The organism is Rhizobium sp. 01T444 (assembly GCF_056398305.1).
The window spans coordinates 1-613 of sequence record NZ_JBFTPD010000265.1 but is presented as its reverse complement, the minus strand read 5'-3'; the positions used below and the strand labels follow the sequence as shown (position 1 = coordinate 613).

At 71.7% G+C, this 613-nt stretch carries 2 protein-coding genes; both read left to right on the top strand.

The window, feature by feature from the left end; translation table 11 throughout:
- The first annotated feature begins 15 nt into the window (after window positions 1-15).
- Window positions 16-177 (top strand): ABC transporter ATP-binding protein, encoded by a 162-nt coding sequence (locus AC1DTN_RS38370; protein ID WP_477925425.1) that lies wholly within the window; start codon window positions 16-18, stop codon window positions 175-177.
- Window positions 177-613 (top strand): phosphoribosyltransferase (locus AC1DTN_RS38365; RefSeq protein ID WP_477925423.1); only part of this gene is annotated, 437 nt, incomplete at its 3' end. The genes AC1DTN_RS38370 and AC1DTN_RS38365, both read left to right, overlap by 1 nt.

Here is a 613-nt window from a genome sequence, read left to right as displayed (position 1 = left end):
GGCGTGGTGCGCGCGATGGCCGACCGCGTGATGGTGATGCACCAGGGCCGCGTGGTGGAAAGCGGCGATGCCGACGCGGTGCTGAACGCGCCGCGCGATCCCTACACCCGGCGGCTGCTGGCGGCCACGCCGGTTCCCGATCCCTCACGCCAGTTCGCGCCGAACGGAGCCCCATGATGACCCACCACTTCACCGAACCCACCACAGGCTACTGGCRGCACATCGTCGCGGCCGATGCGGTCGACCGGCTCGATCCGCCCTGGCAGTTCGGCTATCCGGCACGCCTGCCCGACGGCCGCGTGCTCATGTTGCCGATCCGCCAGCTCGCGAGCGAGCCGGCGTACGCGGTGGCTTCGCTGCTGCTCAACCACGCGGCGCTGGACGTGGTCGAGACGCTGGGCGCGATGCTGGCGGCGCGCCTGTCGGCGCTGGGGCCCGAACTCGTGATCGGCCTGCCCACGCTGGGCCTCGCGCTGGCGCCCGTGGTGGCGCGGGCGCTGGGCCACAGCCGCTACGTCCCGATGGGTTACTCGCGCAAGTTCTGGTACGAGGAGGCGCTGTCCGCGCCGGTGCATTCGATCACCTCGCCCGTGCTCGGCAAGCGCATCTACCT

Excerpts from the sequence above, each read along its gene's own strand:
- AC1DTN_RS38370 (WP_477925425.1), top strand. The coding sequence starts at position 16 with ATGGCCGACCGCGTGATGGTGATGCACCAGGGCCGCGTGGTGGAAAGC.